Below are 19,287 nucleotides of genomic sequence, written 5' to 3'. Positions count from 1 at the left end.
TGAGCCTAGGTGTAATTGATTATAGCATATTTGTTACTTGAACGAATATAGTTATTGACATCGCAAGGATATTGAGTAGAATAAGGTATATAAAATTTCAAACAATGAAGAGTTTGCAGTAATGAATCCATTCCCTGATTTAGAGAGCTAGCGGTTGGTGAAAGCTAGACACAGTGTATTCATGAAGTACGTGCTCAGAGTTTGAACGGGTCGTTTCGATATAAACGCTTAAAGTGGAAGGAAGTTTTTTCCTTCAAGCCGGGTGGTACCGCGTTAAATAATACATATTTGACGTCCCTGCATGCAGTTTGCGTGTAGGGACGTTTTTTCATGCCCTTACATGCAAAAAAACACATGTAAAAGGAGAGATTTTTATGAACGAATTAATTCAAGACTTACAATGGCGCGGGTTATTATACCAACAAACAGATGCAGAAGGTATGGAAAAATTATTAAACGAGCAAAAAGTGTCGTTATATGTTGGGGTAGATCCAACGGCTGATTCGATGCATATCGGTCATATTGTTCCATTATTGACATTACGCCGTTTCCAACAAGCAGGGCATACACCTGTTTTATTAGTAGGTGGAGCAACAGGAACAGTTGGAGATCCATCTGGCCGTTCAGAAGAGCGTCAATTACAAACGATGGAGCAAATCGATCAAAACGTTCAAGGCTTAAAGAAACAAATGGAGCGTTTATTTGATTTTACTTCGGGTTCTGAAAACGCAGCGAAACTTGTAAATAACCATGACTGGGTTGGTCCATTGTCATTAATTGATTTCCTACGTGATTACGGAAAGCTAATTAACGTCAACTACATTTTAAATAAAGATACAGTAGCATCACGTCTTGATTCAGGTATTTCATTTACGGAATTTGCGTACACATTAATTCAAGGGATTGACTTCAATCATTTATACGATCACCACAATGTTCGCATTCAAGTAGGTGGTTCTGACCAGTGGGGGAATATTACGACTGGCTTAGAAATGATTCGTAAAACACATGATGAGCAGGCGAAAGCTTTCGGTATTACAATTCCTTTAGTAACAAAATCAGATGGTACAAAATTCGGTAAAACAGCGGGTGGCGCGGTTTGGTTAGATGCTGAAAAAACATCACCTTATGAGTTTTACCAATTTTGGATTAATGCAGCCGATGCAGATGTAGTGAAATACTTGAAAATCTTCACATTCTTATCGCATGAAGAAATCGATAGCTTAGCAGTAAGTGTGCAAGATGAGCCGCATTTACGTAAAGCACAAAAAGCATTAGCAGAAGAAATGACACGTTTAATTCACGGAGAAGCGGGCTTAGAAGCAGCAGAGCGTATTACAAAAGCATTGTTCTCAGGCGATTTAAAAGCATTATCTGTTGATGAAATGAAAGTTGCTTTTGCGGGTATCCCTTCTGTTGAAGTAGCAAAAGCCGATCAAAACATCGTAGAATTAATCGTGGAAGCGAGCATTTCATCATCAAAGCGTCAAGCACGTGAAGATGTAACAAATGGTGCGATTAGTATTAACGGTGAAAAAGTGACGGATTTAGAATATGTTGTGGATGGCAAAGATCGTTTAGAAGATGCTTTTGCAATTATCCGCCGCGGTAAGAAAAAATACCATATGGTGAAATTCGTATAACTTGATTCAGCAGAATCAAGTTAAGCCCCAGCGGATGTCACAGATTTTTAAGGGAAGTTTTTCAAGCGAGCTCGAAAAAAATCTGGACACAATTCCGCCGAGGCGTAATTGATATTCATACAATAGTAACGTCTCAGAAATTACTCTGGGGCGTTTTATTTTATATGTTAAAAAAGGATATTTTTGTTAAAGTAGGGGTTATTAACAAGGAGGGTGAAGAATGGAAAAGAAATCATATTTTATACCAATTGTTAATGCGATTATCGGATTGATAGCGGGCAGTTTTTTAACATTCATAATCGTATTCATTGCTGCATTTAGCGGTTCGATTCATTATATCCCATTTATAATTGCGCTGGCAGCTGTGCTTTATATTGCGTATGTATTGCATAATTTTGAGTTTTTCACTAGAAAGAAAGCCGCAAAATTTTTTTGGACGTTCGCGCTAGGTGTGTTGGCCATTACTGCAATACAACCAATTTATCACTGGTTTGATAACCGAATCCCAACGGTAGATGCCGAAGTGAATATTTATCAATACGAGCCATTTATCGAAGGGAATCAAGTTGAAAAACTGTCGGAAGATGCATCGTTAAAATTACAAGAACCGTTACCGAAAATGGATGGTGCAACGGTATTGTATCCGTTATATGCGGCTTTTGTTCAAGCGGTATATCCTGAAAAAATGTATAATCCGTATTCAAGTGAAGTGATGGTCAATCAAACACCTGATGCGTATACAAATTTGCTAGAAGGAAACGTAGATATGATTTTTGTAGCAGGTCCTTCAGAGAAGCAGTTACAACGTTCACAGGAAAAAGGTATGAAGCTTAAGCTAACACCAATTGGAAAAGAAGCCTTCGTGTTTTTTGTAAACGCAAAGAACAATATTGATAATTTAACGTTGGATCAAATTAAAGGTATTTATGCAGGAGAACTTACGAATTGGTCTCAAGTTGGAGGCAAAAATGATGACATACGTGCTTTTCAAAGACCACAAGATAGTGGATCACAAACAGCTTTACAAAGGCTAATGGGTGAGAAACCGATTGTGGAAGCTCCTACTGAAAATATCGCTTCGGGCATGGGAGGGATAATTAATGAAGTATCAAAATACAAAAACTATAAAAATGCCATTGGTTATACTTTCCGCTACTATTCGAATGAAATGGTACGGAGTAAAGAGATTAAATTATTGGAAATTGATGGTGTCGCACCTACGAAAGAAACAATACGCGCAAATACGTATCCAATTACTTCGGATTTTTATATCGTAACGATGGGTAATGAGGCAGCGCATGTTCAAGCATTTATTGACTGGATTTTATCAGAAGAAGGTCAAAGATTAGTTGAGCAAGCGGGATATGTCCCTGTGACTGAATACGAGTAAAATGAACGAAATACCTTTTGACCGTTCGATAACTTTGAATCCCTTTAAAAATACCAGTATAATAGATTTTGTATTATTATTTTTAGGAGGTTCTATTTTGGTTGAGCAACAAATGCATCAAGTTGATGATCGGCATACTATTTTGAGTATTGCGGTTAAACCGCGCGATACGATTCAGTATGTATTAAAAACAAAAAATTTACCGTACTTTATTTTTGTCGGGCTAATCGGGATGTTTAGTAGCAATATAATGGGCTTTTTAGGGACGTCATTTTACGGGCAAAATACATTAGGCGATATCGTTTCGGCTTCGTTTATGTCGAGTTTTTTACTGTATTTTTTATCGACTTTCATTGTAGCTGGTGTATTACTAGTGTCCGCGAAAATATTAGGTGGTCAAGGTAACTTTAAGCAAATGTTCCGTGTTATTAGTATCACGATGATTCCGTATATTTGGATTTTACCACTGCTATTATTTTGGATGCAATTTGCACCGCAATCCTTTTTCGTCATTACGTATATCGAAATGAGTTTAGGTGATATGATTTTACAATTCGTTGGTGGTGTTTTTATTATCATCGCAAGTATTTGGACATATGTAATAATGATTATCGGTATTTCTGAAGTACATAAAATTACGAAATGGCGTGCTTTTTTTGCATCAATTGTTGTCCTCATTGTTCTATGTGTGATTTTAGTGTTTACAAAAATTTTATAGTGAAATGAATTTAAAAAACAGTCACTTCATATTTACAATGGGGTGGCTGTTTTTTTCATAGCTCAAGTAATTTAAATAAAAAAACTCCCAAACACTTGATAAACAAGGTTTGAGAGTTTTGTTTGAATCTCGAAACGATTAACGAGAGTAGAACTCTACGATAAGTTGTTCGTTGATTTCAGCAGATAATTCAGAACGCTCTGGTAAACGTACAAATGTACCAACTTTAGAGTCAGCATCAAATGATACGTACTCAGGTACGAAGTTGTTTACTTCGATTGCTTCAGCGATAACTGTTAAGTTAGCTGATTTTTCACGTAATGAAATAGTTTGACCAGGTTTTACTGAGTAAGATGGGATGTCAACGCGACTACCATTTACTAATACGTGACCGTGGTTAACTAATTGGCGAGCTGCACGACGAGTACGAGCTAAACCTAAACGGTAAACTAAGTTGTCAAGGCGAGTTTCTAATAAGATCATGAAGTTTTCACCGTGTAGACCTTGTAATTTACCAGCTTTAAGGTAAACGTTTTTGAATTGACGTTCAGTCATACCGTACATATGACGTAATTTTTGTTTTTCAGTTAATTGTAGACCATACTCTGATTTCTTAGTGCGAGAGTTTGGACCGTGTTGACCTGGTGCGTAAGGGCGTTTAGCGATTTCTTTACCTGTTCCGCTTAATGAAATACCAAGACGACGAGAAAGTTTCCAAGATGGACCTGTATAACGAGACATAATTTTGTCTCCTCCTTTAAATTTGGTTTTTGTTGTAAAAGAAAAAACCAGCTGTACCCAACAAAAATGGTATTCTATTTTCACGTATCTTCGCCCATGCAGCCGAGAGGGTTACGCAATACACCATCCTATTTTAAAAATAGAAGGAATAAAATACAAACAATTAAGTCATACAACTACTGCATTCATTTTACACAAGTAGTATTGTAACTTTTATTATAATTTTAGTCAATGAAGAAGTATAGCAAAGAAAATATAAGCATATAAATATAGTAGAACTTTCTTTGGTTAAAATGACCTATAAGTTATGCTGGAATAATTTAATTTTAAATAAGTTGTGAAAAATGTCCAATAAATTAGAAAAAAAAGCCATATTTTTATAGTCAAATAGACACGAAAAGTGTATACTTGGAATTAAGTGAAATAGTATCTGATTCGGTAAATGTGAAAGAAAAAGGTGATTTAATGATAGTGCATCAAAAGATGATAGAAAAATTTAAATCTGATATCCTGAGTCTTTGTATTAATTCAAACAAGGATTTGAATAATTTTGAAGATTACTTCTCATTACTTAATAAATGCTTGACTAAATTTTTTGGTGTAGAAGAGTGCTTTCTTTTCATAATAGAAGGTGAAATTTTAAAACCATTACAAAAAGAACATATAGAACAAAATTTCAAATTGCCTTTAGCTTTAAATTTATTTGAGGCTTATTTTAATGATAGTAAAGTCGTTGAATTGCCTGCTTTTTTTAAAGAAAAGAGTCCATTTACTGATTATACTTCCATGATGCTCATACAATTGGCAGAAAGTAAACCAGAAGGAATCTTATTGTTTAAATGCAATCACGAGCATCCGGAATGTTTATGTTTTAATCATACAAATGAAACAGTAACGGAACTTGCTTCCGTTTTTAAGTATTTATATCAAACCTTTGAGATGCAAGTGAATGAGCAACAATATCGTAAATTATATAATATGACGGATTTATTCCATTCTACAATGGATATCGATATTATTTTAGAAAATGTGCTCGTAACAATTGAAGAAAATTTTCAAGATTTAGAAGTAGAACTTATTTTATCAAATGATCAGGACCGACAAACACGAGTTCGTATTAAGCCATTCGATTATTTATCGGAAAGGCCAGCTACAGTAGAAGCGTTTGTCTCAGGTGAATTGAAGGAAGAAAAAGCAGAGGATTTGAATTGTCGCTTGCTGAATGCGCCTATTAAAGGACGCCAAGCAATATACGGTATACTGCAAGTGAAAGCACCTCTGACATATACTTTCTCCGATGCACAAAAAGAATTTATTAGCATGTTAGCACAAGCGTCAGGGAACTCTCTTGAAAATGCAAAACTGTATCATCAATCACATCGCTTAATAAGTGATTTACAATTAATTAATGAAACGTCACATCGTTTAAATATGAAGCTGAACATTAATGAAATGCTCACGTTTTTACAGAAACAGTTAATTAAATCATTCCAACCTATGGAAATGGGTTTCCTATTTAAAGAGGAAGATTCTTATGAAGTATCAAATGCGTGTACACCTTTGTTCCAATCGATAGAAGGGAGTAATTATATTCAGCATGTAGAGAAACATTTTGAAAATACGCAGGACCCTCTCTTTATTGCCGATTTTAGTCGTTTGCTTGAAGTGGATATCGAGTATAAATCGTTAATGGCGATTCCGATGATTGTGGAAGAAAAAATTAGTGGGTTTAGTATTGTCCTTCACAAAGAACCTTATTTCTTTTCATTTGATAGCTTTAAATTAATGCAGTCACTCATTCATCACTCATCATTAGCCATTTCTAATTCCATTTTAAGAGATCAATTGCAGGAAATGGTGGATCGCGATCATTTAACAAAACTTTTTACACGTAATTATTCAGATAAATATATCGTAAATTCATTAGAACAAGATGATTCAGGAATGTTCTTATTAGTTGATATTGATAATTTTAAAAAGGTTAATGATACGCATGGCCATCAAGTTGGAGATGATGTTCTCGTGCAAATTAGTTCAGAAATTTTAAACTTTATCGGAACGAGGGGAATTTGTTCGCGTTGGGGTGGAGAAGAGCTGTCGATTTATATTCCGAATATACTAGAAAGTGAAGCATTGATACTCTCAAAGAAAATTGTTGAAGTCGTACCAAAAGTGACGAGTCCAACTGTGACTATTTCTGCGGGAATGATGGCGTGGAGGAAAGAAAATCGTCCTCAATTCCAACAATTTTTTCAACAGGCCGATGTTGCGCTTTATAGTGCAAAAAATAGCGGGAAAAATAATGTTCGTGTATTTGAAGATTCGATGCAGTTACAACTATAAAAAAGAGACTTATTCGTTTAAACTAACGGACAAGTCTCCTTTTTTATTTCCGAGCAAAAGCATTACTGGAGGGGGTTACAAATGTCTGATAAGTGTTTGTACGAATTGCTCAAGCCCTAATTGATCCTCTTTTGAAAATCGCGCTTCAATGGGGCTGTCAATATCTAACACGCCAATCACTGTATTATTTTTAATTAATGGAATGACAATTTCTGATTTAGATGCTGCATCACAAGCGATATGACCAGGAAATGCATGAACATCATCAACAAGCAATGTGTGTTTTTGTTCAACAGCCGAACCACATACGCCACGTCCAACAGGGATACGTACGCAGGCAGGTAAACCTTGGAATGGTCCAAGCACAAGCTCGCCGTCGTTCATTATATAGAAACCGACCCAGTTGATACGGTCTAAAAATTGATTTAAAACTGCGGATGCATTACTTAAATTTGCAATACGGTCTTGTTCACCATCTAATAACGTGTGTAATTGTCGAGACAGTGTTGCATATTGCTCGGCAAGCGGACCTTCATAATTAATGCGAGAAAACATAATAAGCCTCCATTTATAAATTAAATTTTTGAGAAATTTCATTGTAATGTTGATGTAAGTCATTTGCAGTATGAGCATCAGAGCCAAAAACAATAGGTAGCTTGATTACTTGTGCGAATGCAACGAAGTCCAATGGTGGATAAGGTTCTTTACATAATGGTTTACTTAAACCAGCACTATTTAAATCGAGTTCATAACCGTTTTCTACCATTTGAATGAACAATGCTTCGATTTGAGTTTTGTCATCGATTTGGAGCGCATGTGCCAATTGGAATTTATGGATCAATGTAGGGTGGCCAATCCTTTTTGGCTTAAATGGACCTAAATCTGCTTGGATAGACATTTGTACGGTTTGATAATATTGATTATACATAGCTTGAATGCCCCCAACTTGCTTGGCGAAGTATAAGTAAACTTCTTCAGAGAAATCGATGCAATAATAATTGTCGCCATGTTTTAAAAAGTGGACCGACAAAATGGCATCGTCGAGAAATGTCCCGAATTCATTCAAAAATTGGCGCGTTTCTGTTTCATATCCGACAATATAATCAATTTCTAAACCGATATTAATTTTAATTTGTGCTTTATAGGTTTCTTTTAGGCGCTGTAGCTGTTCAAAATAATTATGTAATTGCGCCGTATTCATCCCACTGTCTTGCTCAGGTGTAAGGTCGACAAAGCTTGCCGGTAGTGGTGCATGTTCTGTAAATGTGATTTCTTCAAAGCCATTAGCAATTGCTTTTTCAATATATAATTCGAATGGATCAGAAGAACCGTGTGGACAAAATGGTGTATGGATGTGGCCGTCTCTTTTCATTCAAATGCCCTCCTTTTGTACTAGGTTTTAAGAAGTTAGAAAAAACAGTGAAATAGTTCAACAAAACTATGAAAACATGGTATTATTAAAGATACGTATATAGCCATTTTATTGATTTAAATTTGGAGTAGGGGGCTTACAATGATAAAGTATATCATCATTGTCGTCGTCATACTATTAGCATTATTAATTACAGGATTAGTAGTAAGGCGCAAGCATAATGCAGAAATAGGACGATTAGAAAAAGAGAAGATGCAAATTCAGCATTATCCGATATTTGAGGAGCTTGCGAAAGTAAAGGCTTTAAATATGAATGGACAAACCGAAGAACTTTTTGAAAACTGGCGTAATCGCTGGTTAGATGTTGTGGACGTTCAAGTGACAAAGTTAGACGAAATGCTTTTTGATGCCGAAGAGTATATCGATCGCTTTAAATTTAAAAAAGCGACACATATTGAGCGCGAAATCGAACAAGAGATTACAAAATGTGAGCAAGTGCGCGTTGAAATTATTACGGAGCTCGATGAATTAATAGGCAGTGAAGAAAAAAATCGTATCGAAATGGAACAACTGAAGGAATATTACCGTTCTGCACGAAAAACGATTTTAGCTCATCAGCATTCATTTGGACCTGCGTTGCAACAACTAGAGAAAAAAATTGAAGATTTCACACCGAAATTTGAAGAATTTGATGTATTAACGAAAGATGGTAATTATTTACAAGCGCGTGAAATCGTTTTGCAACTTAACAGTGAAGCGCAAAATATTTTTAGTTTATTAAGTGAAGTTCCTACATTACTGACGGATATTCAAGCGAAAATCCCAACTGCGATTCATGAGTTGCGTAACGGACAACGCGAGATGGAAGAGCAAAATTATTATTTACGCCACTTAGAGTTAACACAGTATTTAGATAATCTTGAAAAAGAATTAGATACATTAAAAACGGCAATTGCTGAATTAAATTTACAAACAGTTGCACCACGTATCCAAGAAATTAATGATGAGATTGATAATTTTTATGACCTACTGGAAAAAGAAGTACTTGCAAGGAATTATGTAGATCGTCATTGTTCTGCTATGTATAGTACGATTTCAGAAGTGATGCGTTTAACAAAAGAAATCAGTGATGAGGCTGCCTATGTTCAACATAGTTATCGATTGCAAGATAGGGAAGCTGAAATTCCGAGAGCGGGTTTAAAGCATTTAGAAGTTTTACAAAAGCGATACGAATTATTGTCGATTCGTGTGCAAGAGGAACAATCCGCCTATTCTAGCTTGCAAGAAGAGCTTCGAGAAATTACTGAAGAAATTGAGCGAATTGCGGATGAGCAAGAAAGCTTCTCAAATAACCTGAAAAATTTACGTATCGATGAAAATCAAGCGCGTGCCGATTTAGAGGGTTTAAAGCGTTTATTACAAAATACTGATCGCATGATAAATCGTGCAAACATTCCAGGAATTCCTAGTGAAATGGATGCACGTATTGAAGAGGCAGAAGAGAAGATTTTTGTTGTGATGCAAAGTTTGCAAGAAGTACCGCTAAATATTGTACAAGTAAACCAAAATTTATTAAGTGCTAAGCAATGCATTGAAGAAGTAAATGATCGCGCGCAAGAAATGATTGAAAATGTGATGATTATTGAACGACTTATTCAATTTGGCAATCGTTATCGTGCTACCAATGGACAAGTACATGAGCGTTTATTGGAAGCGGAGGAAGCATTTACACAATTCCGCTATGTAAAAGCATTAGAGGATGCGGCAAAAGCAGTAGAGATGATTGATCCAAGCGCAATTAAACGAATTGGCGAGCTTGTTCAAGAGGAATTACTTATAAAATCATAAGCATAACGGTTACATGTTCAGCCGTTACGCGTTATAATTATAAAGCAAAAAATGAAGGCCACCTTGCATAATTTGTGCAGGTGGTTTTCTTAGTGAAATGAAGTAAAAACTCCGTAAACAGAAAGGATTCCACGTAAAATTTTTGCGGGAGTCGTATTTTTTTAGGCGGAAAAAACGTAAATGAAAAAGAAGGTAAATAGTCATGATTTATTTAGATAACAGCGCCACAACAAGGCCGTATAAAGAAGTGCTTACTACATTTATGCAAGTCAATGAATTGTATTATGCGAACCCTGCGTCCATCCATATTGCAGGAGTCGAAGCGAATACGTTACTCGTAAAAGCGCGCGAACAAATTGCCCAATTATTAAAAACTGAAGCCAATCATGTGCTCTTTACAGCGGGTGGAACAGAGTCCAATAATTTTGCATTTTATGGGGTGGCGAAAAAAGGGAATTTCAGAGGGAAACATATTATTACGACTGAAATAGAGCATCCGTCCATTTTAGAAGCTGCTAAACGTTTAGAATCGGAAGGCTATGAAATTGATTATTTAAAACCGGATAAAAACGGTGTTATTTCATTAGATGAACTGCAAGAAAAATTACGTAAAGAGACAATCTTAGTCAGTATCATGCATGTAAATAATGAAATGGGCGCGATTCAACCGATTGCAGAAGCGGCAACAATTATCCATGAAAACAGTCGAGCAATGTTTCATGTAGATGCCATTCAAAGCTTTGGTAAACTATCTATTGCATTTAATGATGAGGCAGGTCCTGATATTTTATCTCTCTCTGGTCATAAAATTCATGCATTAAAAGGTTCAGGGGTCATCGCTTTCCGTAAAAAACCAATGCTTGAGCCACTTCTTGTCGGAGGCGGCCAAGAATTTGGATTAAGAAGCGGTACAGTAGCTGTTCCTCAGGCAGTTGCATTTGCTAAGGCAGCTCGTTTAGCAATAGAAGCACTACCGCTTCAGCTTGAAAAATATAAAAAATGGTCTGCTAATTTACACGCGTATTTTGCCCAATTTGGAACGGATGTATTTGTCCTCTCACCAAAAAATGGAGCAGCGCATATTTTATCATTCAGTGTACGCGGTTTAAAAGGTGAAATATTAATTAACGCATTGCAAAAACGAAACATTATTATATCGACTTCAAGTGCTTGCTCATCGAAACAGACGAAAACGAGCCATGTGGTGGAAGCATTAAACGTCGACAGTCAGTTTAAAAATGGTGTTTTAAGATTAAGTTTTGGTGCTTTTACAACAGATGAAGAAATACAAGCATTTAAAGAAGTATTTACAGCAATAATGAAAGAGCTAAAAGGAGCTAATGAACGATGAAATTTAAAGAAATTTTAGTTCGCTATGGCGAATTATCTACAAAAGGGCGCAATAAAAAGGATTTTATCAATCGATTACGTGATAATGTTCGTTATTCATTTAATGATATTATGCCATTAAAAATTCGTGCGGAACGTGATCGCATGTTTATCGAGATTGAAAATGATGAGAAATCAAAAGTGTTAATGGAAAGATTGCCGCATGTATTTGGTATTCAATCGTTTAGCCCAGTCGCTTCATGTGGAAAAGATTTAGATGAAATGAAGGAACTGGCGATAGAAATTTTAGAAGATTACCGTGACGCAGGTGATATTACATTTAAAGTAGAAGTGCATCGTACAGATAAAACATTCCCGTTAAATACACATGAATTACAACGTGAAATGGGCGCAACGATTTTACCTCAGTTTTCGAATTTTACAGTGCAAGTTAAAAAACCAGATGTTGCATTGCGTATTGAGGTGCGTGATGATGCGATTTATATGATGGCACAAGTAATTCAAGGCGCTGGTGGCATGCCAGTTGGTTCGAATGGGAAATCACTTTTAATGTTGTCAGGCGGTATTGATAGCCCAGTTGCTGGTTATTTAATGATGAAGCGCGGCGTTCGCCTTGATGCGATTCATTTCTTTAGCCCGCCATACACAAGTGATAATGCGCTACAAAAAGTAAAAGAATTAGCAAATGGATTAACAAAATTCGGTGCCAATGTGCGTCTTCACGTTATTCCATTTACTGAATTACAAGTAGCAGTCAAAGATAATGTTCCAGATAATATGTCGATGACTTCGACGCGACGCATGATGATGATGGTGGCAGATAAAGTGCGTGAAGAAGTTGGCGCGCTTGGTATTGTTACAGGAGAAAGCTTAGGACAAGTAGCTTCACAAACACTTGAAAGCTTAACTGCTATTAATGATGTAACGAGCACACCGATTTTACGTCCATTAATTTCGGCAGATAAATTAGATATCATTAAAATTGCAATGGAAATTGGCACATATGAGACATCGATTCAACCATTTGAAGATTGCTGTACTGTATTCACGCCAGCAAGTCCAAAAACAAAGCCAAGACTTGATAAAGTGCAGCATTTTGAAAGCTTTACGCAATTTGATGAGCTAATTGAACGTGCAGTTAAGAACCGTGAAACATACATTTTCCCACAAAAGGAAGTAAAAGAAGATAAATTCGCGGATTTATTATAGAATTTTACGTAATTGATAGTACTTACCTAATACAAGAACATATTACCTATTATTGTTGACGTATGTTTTTTCTCATCCTGCACATTCTAATGTCACAAGGAGGTGAGAGAGACATGACAAACAACAACAACGGTAGTTCAAACAAATTAAACGTACCTGGTGCAAAACAAGCACTTGACCAAATGAAATATGAAATTGCTCAAGAGTTTGGCGTACAATTAGGTGCAGAAGCTTCATCACGTGCAAACGGTTCAGTTGGTGGCGAAATTACAAAACGCTTAGTACAAATGGCTGAACAACAACTTAAAGGTAAACAATAACAAATCTTTAAAAAAGAAAGCTGCAACTCTTTAATGAGTTGCAGTTCTTTTTTTATTTTGTTTCAAATAGGTGTAAATTATTCGATTGACTAAAAAAAGAATAGCCCATAGAATATTTTTGGTAATATGCCGAAATATTAGTATAATGAAAAGGTAAGTATCATTTTTACAATCAAAGGGGGATTCAGAAATGATTCATAACGAACTAATTGCACCGAAGTTTTATAATATTATTAATGAATTTGAAAAGCATGAAAAATTAGAGCAAAAACTGGCACTTATTATTCAAGAGGAAGATGGTATTCAAGAAAGCTTTACATATAAACAGCTTTTGCAAATGGCCAACCAAGTTGCCAATACATTTCAAGCTAGAGGGTTAATAAAAGGTGATGTTGTATTAATTATGCTTCCTCGTAGTTTAGAAGCATACGTCACATACATCGCGGCACTTAAAGCGGGACTTGTTATTATTCCTAGCTCAGAATTATTGCGCAGTAAGGATATTGATTATCGTATTGCACATTCAAATGCTAAAGCTGTTATTGCGATGGAACAATATGTGACTGAGTTTGAACAAGCTGAAAATTTAAATGGTCTTCATTTATTTATTGTCGGCAATGCAAAGGATTCTTGGACTGCTTTAATGGAAGAGGCCAAGCAGCAATCAACTGAATTTCAAGGGCAAGCAACAGAATCTTCAGATTTAGCTTTCTTAGCCTATACATCTGGAACAACGGGGAATCCAAAAGGCGTTATGCATACTCATGGTTGGGGCTTTGCGCATTTAAGAACAGCGGCACCTAAATGGTTAGGTGTACAAGATGGAGACGTAGTTTGGGCAACAGCAGCACCAGGTTGGCAAAAGTGGATTTGGAGTCCATTTGTAGCTGTATTAGGTAGTGGTGCAACAGCCTTTGTTTATAAAGGAAAGTTTGACGCACAAATGTATTTACAAAGGATTGAACAGCAACAGGTGAATGTATTATGCTGTACACCGACAGAATATCGAATGATGGCGAAGTTGGATAATTTATCGACATTTAATTTGTCGTCTTTACGTAGCGCTGTTTCTGCGGGCGAGCCATTAAATCGAGAAGTCATTGAAACGTTTGAGCGTGAATATAATATTGTTGTACGTGACGGCTATGGTCAAACAGAAAATACATTGCTTGTTGGTACATTAATTGATATGGAACTACGACCTGGATCGATGGGGAAACCGACACCAGGTAACTTAGTGGACGTAATCGATGAGTTTGGACAACCATTGCCGGTAGGAGAAGTAGGTGATATCGCGGTTCATAAATCAACGCCAGCCTTATTTAAGGGCTATTTCAATGATGTAGAGCGAACAGCGATGCAATACCGCGGGGATTGGTATGTTACAGGAGATCAAGCTAAAAAAGATGAGGATGGTTACTTTTGGTTTGAAGGTCGCAACGATGATATCATCATTTCTTCTGGCTATACAATTGGACCATTTGAAGTAGAAGATGCATTAGTAAAGCATCCAGCTGTAAATGAATGTGCAGTTGTAGCAAGTCCTGACGAAATTCGTGGAAATGTTGTGAAGGCGTATGTTGTTTTAAAAAATTCAGCATTAAAAGATTCGCCAACACTGGTAGCAGAGTTACAAAATCATGTGAAGGAATTAACGGCACCATATAAATATCCAAGAATTATTGAATTTATTGATGAATTGCCGAAAACAATTTCGGGTAAAATTCGTCGTGTCGAATTACGGTTAGTAGAGCAGAAATAATCGGATTTTCGGAATTATTTCCTGGGGAATGAAAAGATGGTCGAATTTTGGCCATCTTTTTTCTGTGTGATAGGTCAATGGTTGAAAAAAGTGAAACTTAATGTAAAATACTTTCGTATGAAGGTATAGGAGGTAATGAAAATGAATACAAAACGATGGGTAGCACTTGGCATTGCGGCAGTGCTCATGTTTTTCTCACTGGGGATTAACACAATTATTACGATTTTTAAAACAGATTTCTTTAGTAGCTTCGATAATTTAATGGGAACTGAAACACTGTCATTTGAACAGGTGATTGAAAGTGGCGATTTTGATAAACGAATTGCTCATCTAACAGTTAACGGAGTAATCCAAGATGTTGGAGAACCGAGCGTTTGGGAAACGGTTGACTATAATCATCAACTATTTATGGATCAATTGGAAGCCGTGCTAAATGATGAATCGGTTAAAGGTGTTGTTTTAACTGTTAATACACCTGGTGGCGGTGTCATTGAATCCGCTGAAATTTATGAGAAAATTATTCAAATAAAAGAACAGAGCCAAATCCCAATTTACGTTTCAATGGGAACAATGGCTGCTTCTGGTGGTTATTATATTGCTGCACCAGCAGATAAAATTTTTGCGCAACGTGAAACAATTACAGGATCGATTGGTGTCATTATGCAGTCGATTAATTATGGGAAATTAGCAGAAAAAGTAGGAATTGAATTTGAAACAATCAAATCTGGTGAACATAAGGATATGTTTGGTGGGGTACGTCCATCAACGCCAGAAGAATTAGCGATGCTTCAAGAAATGATTGATGAGTCGTATGAGCAATTTGTCGATATTATTGAAGTAGGTCGCGGTATGTCTGAAGCACAGGTGAAAAAAGTTGCGGATGGCCGAATTTTAGGTGGTACACAAGCAGTAAAAGCAGGACTTGTAGATGAAATTGGGAATGAAGATGCAGTTATTGCAGCGATGCGTGCCGATTTTGGACTTGAGGATGCGGAACTGTTTGAATATGCGATAAATACGGATAGCTGGGCATCATTACTTGGTGTAAAGTTGGGCTCGATGTTCACTCCATCTGCCGAATCTCAATATCTTTCTAAAATTATTTCATCAACAAACTCACCGCGCATGATGTATTTATATGGTGAATATTAAGAGGGGGGAACGACATGACTGAGGTAATCGAAACGTTTGAAACGACACCGACTGTAGAGTACCCTCTAATTCAACAAAAAACAGCAGGATTTTGGATGCGCTTTTGGGCATTTGTATTAGATTCAATAATCATTGCTGCGATTGTAGGCGTAACAATACGTCCGCTTTTTTCCGTAATGGATTGGGATTTAGTTGGTATTAATTGGTATGCACCGTTTTCTATGTTATCTGTAGCGATTTACTATGCGTATTTCGTTCTTTTAACAAAGTATTTTAAGCAAACATTAGGTAAAATGGTATTTGGCCTACGTGTAGAAAAAGATAATGGTGAGCCATTAGATTGGTCGACTATTTTATTCCGCGAAGGTGTAGGTCGATTTATTAATAGTACGTTTTTCCATGCACCTTATTTAATCGTAGCTTTTTCACCAAAAAATAAAAGTGTAGCGGATTATTTTTCTGATACGGTCGTAGTACATGAAAAAATGTTTATCGAAAAAGTTTAAAAAGATTTAAGGGGGGGATCGTTATATATCGACACCTTCTTAATATGAAAAGTCGCCTATTATTGGGCGGCTTTTTATTTGGCAATGATGTTCCATAGGTTAAGACTAGTTAGTTGCATTATGTAATTTATATCTAGTAATATAAGGGAATAACAAGGAGGCGGTTATTTATGGTACAAGTAACATTTAAAAATGGTCCAATAACATTAATTGGTAATGAAGTGAAAGTAGGAGATTTTGCGCCTAGTTTTAATGTATTAGCAAATGATTTATCAGCGGTAACATTAAATGATTCTGAAGGTAAAATTCGTTTATTCTCAGTTGTTCCTTCTTTAGATACGGGCGTTTGTGATCAACAAACACGTAAATTTAATGAAGCTGCTGCTGAATTAGGCGACAATGTTATTGTTTATACAGTGTCGATGGATTTACCATTTGCTCAAAAGCGTTGGTGCGGTGCTGCAGGAATTGACCAAGTTGTAACAGTATCGGATCACCGTGATGCATCATTTGGTGAAGCATTTGGCGTACATATTAAAGAATTACGCCTACTTACTCGTGCTGTTTTTGTAGTAGATGCAGCGGGCAAAGTTGCGTATGTAGAATACGTACCTGAAGCAACAGATCATCCAAACTACGAAGCGGCAATTGAAGCCGTAAAAGCCCTTTCAAAATAATTATTATTTCGTTGTAAATGAAATATGAAAACGGACACCCACTCAACTGAATTTGAGTGGGTTGTTCATTTTAGAAGGAAAATACTCGAAGTTCGAGTATAGTAGGGAAGTGCGGAATGTACAGATTTTGAAGGAGAACCGTATGATGTAGGTTAGTTAGCCATTGTTGCAAGGATAGGCTGATATCCTAGATTAGGACAAATCAAACTCTGAACGCAATTGAACGAAGACGTAAGCGAATAGAAGGAGCAATAATGATGGATAAATTTGAACAAATCTTTGGGTTTTTAAATGAATATGCAGAAAAGATTGCGAAAGAGCAAGACATTGAGTATTTAGATGCCCTTTTACAAACAGTAGAAGACACATTAGATGGGAAATATGATTGGCAAGTAGAAGATACGACGAAAGAAGATATGCGAAAAGCGATTCAAATTGCCATTTTAAAAGGTATGCGTAAAAGTGCACAGCCAAATCATCAAATGACACCGGATACACTTGGGTTACTCGTAAGCCATTTTGTGGAGCAATGCTTTGAAGAAGAGTTGAAAAATGGCCCTATTACAGTTTTAGATCCAGCGCTAGGAACAGGTAATTTACTATATACCGTGATGAATGCTATGGATGGGAAAATTCAAGCTACCGGTGTAGAAGTGGATGAGTTACTTATCCGTTTAGCAGCAGCGACAGGGGATTTAATTGAACAGCCTGTCACATTATTCCGTCAAGATTCATTAGAAAAATTATTAGTAGATCCAGCCGATGCTGTTATTTGTGATTTACCTGTGGGATATTATCCGAATGAAGAGGTTGCACTAGATTATGAACTTTGTGCCGCTGAAGGGATGAGTTATGCGCATCATTTGTTCATTGAACAGTCGTTGAACCATACAAAAGAGGGTGGCTACGCGTTTTTCTTAATTCCTACAAATTTATTTGAGTCTGAGCAAGCGAAGCAATTACACAAATTTATTAAAGGGAATGTTTGGATTCAAGCGGTTATTCAATTGCCTGAGAACCTATTTTCTTCACGTGCCCATGAGAAGAGCATTTTAATTTTACAAAAGCAAAGTCCTTCCCTAAAAGCGCCAAGCGAAGTATTACTTGCAAAGGTGCCAAATATGTCGAATAAACAGGCACTTGCTATGTTCTTTGAAAAAGTGCGTATGTGGAAAGAAGGAAAATAAATAAAAAGCACGGAAATTCATTATGTAGAATTTCAGTGCTTTTTTTTTAGTTGGAAATGATCATCACTCAGGTGTACGAATAACTAATACATCACAGTTTGCAGAACGTACAATCGCTTCTGAAACAGAGCCGATTAAGAAACGTTCAACAGCGTTTAAACCTGTTGCACCACAAATAATTAAGTCTGCTTCCACAACTTTAGAAAGCTCTTTTGTGATGATATTTTTTGGAGAACCGTACTCGATTACTAAGTTCACGTTTGCAACGCCAGCTTCTTCAGCTAGTTTTTTGTAACCGTTTAGTAATTCTTCAGAGTGCGATTGTGCGCGCTCAGCGATTGTGCGGTCATATGCTTCAATTGCAGCGAATGAACGTGTGTCGATCACATTTACAAGGTTAATTGTTGCACCTTCATTACGTTTTGCAACGTCAATTGATTTACGGAATGCATATTCTGCTTCTTTAGAACCGTCTACTGCTACTACAATACTTTTATAATGATTAGCCATTTTCATTTCCTCCTTATTTGTCTATACGTGTATTATATCAAATGTTTTACAGTTGGAAATACCTAACATTGAAAAAATGTAAATATTCCTCCTATTTATATAATAAAAGACAAACAATAGTCTAAAATGTAAGTTTTTTATTAGAAATAATAGTATTTCATACATTCAGAGAAAGCATAAATAATGTGTCAAGAATTATTGAAACTAATAATTTTAAAAATATAGTAAATTGAATAAATTTAGCTACTCTTTTTTTCGTAAAATTGGTAGAATGGATTTGAATTAACTTGCTTCAGCAAATTTTCCTCTACTTTTTAGGTGGGGCGGGTGTATGACAAATTTGCATCTGTTTCAGGAGGGTTTCAAAACTTAGCTGAAGCAAGTTAAGCCCCGGCGGATGCCACAGATTATTAAGGAGGCATGCGTGATGCAGGTCAGTTAGCCGTTGTCGCATGGACGCGACGAACTTAGGCTAACTTCCCTAGTGAGCGAGCTCGAAAAAAATCTGGGCGCAAATACGCCGAGGAGTATTTGATTAAATGTTCTTGGGGAGGAATAA

17 protein-coding genes and 1 other annotated feature are annotated in these 19,287 nt (G+C 36.4%); of the genes, 13 read left to right on the top strand and 4 right to left on the bottom strand.

Going from position 1 to position 19,287, the window contains the following annotated elements; all coding sequences use genetic code 11:
* Window positions 1–95: 95 nt before the first annotated feature.
* Window positions 96–302: a binding site (T-box leader), on the top strand.
* A 72-nt stretch (window positions 303–374) separates the two neighbouring features.
* The 3 genes from tyrS to ACQKIH_RS06265 all read left to right on the top strand — a co-directional run bounded on the left by tyrS (window position 375) and on the right by ACQKIH_RS06265 (window position 3,751).
* Window positions 375–1,643 carry a tyrosine--tRNA ligase gene (gene tyrS, locus ACQKIH_RS06275; protein WP_057989259.1) on the top strand — a complete coding sequence of 423 codons (1,269 nt, stop codon included), beginning with the start codon at window positions 375–377 and terminating at the stop codon, window positions 1,641–1,643.
* Window positions 1,644–1,863: 220 nt separating this feature from the next.
* On the top strand, window positions 1,864–3,033 hold the full coding sequence (locus ACQKIH_RS06270; protein ID WP_427764194.1) for a PstS family phosphate ABC transporter substrate-binding protein: 1,170 nt from the start codon (window positions 1,864–1,866) through the stop codon (window positions 3,031–3,033).
* A gap of 97 nt (window positions 3,034–3,130) precedes the next feature.
* A complete protein-coding gene (locus ACQKIH_RS06265) occupies window positions 3,131–3,751 on the top strand; it encodes a YIP1 family protein (protein ID WP_236706902.1) in 621 nt (206 codons plus the stop codon).
* Window positions 3,752–3,889: 138 nt separating this feature from the next.
* Here the strand turns inward: ACQKIH_RS06265 and rpsD are convergent, their stop codons facing one another.
* A complete protein-coding gene (rpsD, locus tag ACQKIH_RS06260; protein ID WP_057989263.1) occupies window positions 3,890–4,492 on the bottom strand; it encodes a 30S ribosomal protein S4 in 603 nt (200 codons plus the stop codon).
* 582 nt (window positions 4,493–5,074) lie between these two features.
* Between rpsD and ACQKIH_RS06255 the strand changes: the two genes are divergently transcribed.
* A complete protein-coding gene (locus ACQKIH_RS06255) occupies window positions 5,075–6,835 on the top strand; it encodes a sensor domain-containing diguanylate cyclase (protein ID WP_427764190.1) in 1,761 nt (586 codons plus the stop codon).
* Between the two features lie 75 nt (window positions 6,836–6,910).
* Here the strand turns inward: ACQKIH_RS06255 and ACQKIH_RS06250 are convergent, their stop codons facing one another.
* Window positions 6,911–7,390 (bottom strand): GAF domain-containing protein, encoded by a 480-nt coding sequence (locus ACQKIH_RS06250; protein WP_057989265.1) that lies wholly within the window; start codon window positions 7,388–7,390, stop codon window positions 6,911–6,913.
* A 13-nt stretch (window positions 7,391–7,403) separates the two neighbouring features.
* Entirely contained in the window at window positions 7,404–8,207 is an 804-nt protein-coding gene (gene hisJ / locus ACQKIH_RS06245) for a histidinol-phosphatase HisJ (RefSeq protein WP_427764188.1), read from the bottom strand.
* Between the two features lie 141 nt (window positions 8,208–8,348).
* Here hisJ and ezrA point away from each other — a divergent pair, with 141 nt between their 5' ends.
* From ezrA to ACQKIH_RS06200, 9 genes are all read left to right on the top strand, one after another.
* The gene (gene ezrA / locus ACQKIH_RS06240; protein WP_427764185.1) at window positions 8,349–10,055 is read left to right on the top strand and encodes a septation ring formation regulator EzrA; all 1,707 of its coding nucleotides are present in this window, start codon (window positions 8,349–8,351) and stop codon (window positions 10,053–10,055) included.
* A gap of 202 nt (window positions 10,056–10,257) precedes the next feature.
* Window positions 10,258–11,406 (top strand): cysteine desulfurase family protein, encoded by a 1,149-nt coding sequence (locus ACQKIH_RS06235; protein WP_427764182.1) that lies wholly within the window; start codon window positions 10,258–10,260, stop codon window positions 11,404–11,406.
* Complete coding sequence (gene thiI / locus ACQKIH_RS06230) at window positions 11,403–12,614, top strand: tRNA uracil 4-sulfurtransferase ThiI (RefSeq protein ID WP_057989274.1); 1,212 nt, start codon at window positions 11,403–11,405, stop codon at window positions 12,612–12,614. The genes ACQKIH_RS06235 and thiI overlap by 4 nt, the downstream gene beginning before the upstream one ends.
* A gap of 113 nt (window positions 12,615–12,727) precedes the next feature.
* Window positions 12,728–12,934 carry an alpha/beta-type small acid-soluble spore protein gene (locus tag ACQKIH_RS06225; protein WP_057989275.1) on the top strand — a complete coding sequence of 69 codons (207 nt, stop codon included), beginning with the start codon at window positions 12,728–12,730 and terminating at the stop codon, window positions 12,932–12,934.
* A 190-nt stretch (window positions 12,935–13,124) separates the two neighbouring features.
* Window positions 13,125–14,696 carry an acyl-CoA synthetase MbcS gene (gene mbcS / locus ACQKIH_RS06220; RefSeq protein WP_427764178.1) on the top strand — a complete coding sequence of 524 codons (1,572 nt, stop codon included), beginning with the start codon at window positions 13,125–13,127 and terminating at the stop codon, window positions 14,694–14,696.
* A gap of 141 nt (window positions 14,697–14,837) precedes the next feature.
* The gene (gene sppA / locus ACQKIH_RS06215) at window positions 14,838–15,848 is read left to right on the top strand and encodes a signal peptide peptidase SppA (RefSeq protein WP_057989279.1); all 1,011 of its coding nucleotides are present in this window, start codon (window positions 14,838–14,840) and stop codon (window positions 15,846–15,848) included.
* 14 nt (window positions 15,849–15,862) lie between these two features.
* On the top strand, window positions 15,863–16,354 hold the full coding sequence (locus tag ACQKIH_RS06210; RefSeq protein ID WP_427764176.1) for an RDD family protein: 492 nt from the start codon (window positions 15,863–15,865) through the stop codon (window positions 16,352–16,354).
* A gap of 170 nt (window positions 16,355–16,524) precedes the next feature.
* Window positions 16,525–17,031, top strand: coding sequence for a thiol peroxidase (gene tpx / locus ACQKIH_RS06205; RefSeq protein WP_057989283.1), 507 nt, complete (start codon window positions 16,525–16,527; stop codon window positions 17,029–17,031).
* A gap of 257 nt (window positions 17,032–17,288) precedes the next feature.
* Window positions 17,289–18,218 carry a class I SAM-dependent methyltransferase gene (locus tag ACQKIH_RS06200; protein ID WP_427764173.1) on the top strand — a complete coding sequence of 310 codons (930 nt, stop codon included), beginning with the start codon at window positions 17,289–17,291 and terminating at the stop codon, window positions 18,216–18,218.
* Window positions 18,219–18,281: 63 nt separating this feature from the next.
* Here the strand turns inward: ACQKIH_RS06200 and ACQKIH_RS06195 are convergent, their stop codons facing one another.
* A complete protein-coding gene (locus ACQKIH_RS06195) occupies window positions 18,282–18,728 on the bottom strand; it encodes a universal stress protein (RefSeq protein ID WP_057989286.1) in 447 nt (148 codons plus the stop codon).
* Window positions 18,729–19,287: the final 559 nt, after the last annotated feature.

Origin of the sequence: Solibacillus cecembensis (assembly GCF_050272495.1) — a bacterium.
Classification (GTDB): Bacteria; Bacillota; Bacilli; order Bacillales_A; family Planococcaceae; genus Solibacillus; species Solibacillus cecembensis.
Note: the sequence above shows the minus strand (reverse complement) of the source record. Positions and strands in the feature narration are given on the sequence as shown.